This is a genomic window from Seonamhaeicola marinus, assembly GCF_008085455.1.
Genome location: NZ_VSDQ01000798.1, coordinates 1 through 257 on the forward strand (window position 1 = coordinate 1; position 257 = coordinate 257).

Annotated in this window: 1 pseudogene; it reads left to right on the top strand. The window is 32.7% G+C overall.

Annotated elements, in window-relative coordinates:
* Window positions 1-257, top strand: a pseudogene (locus FUA24_RS25335) (peptidylprolyl isomerase); the annotation flags it as partial.

A 257-nucleotide genomic window follows, 5' to 3' on the forward strand; every position in this document is an offset into this window, starting at 1 on the left:
TTACAGTGATTTTAACTGTAAATACATTATCTGCACAAGAAATTATTGAAGATAAAGTTGAAGAAAAATCAACTAAAAAAACAGATAGTGTTTCATCAGCATTTCAATCGGTAAAGGTAGATGGCGTTGCAGCTGTAGTTGGAGATTTTATTATTTTAGAGTCTGATATTCCAAAAGAAAGAGAACAAATACAAGCAGCAGGAGGTAACGTTGATGGTGTAACAGATTGTGAGTTAATGGGCTCATTGCTAGAAAAT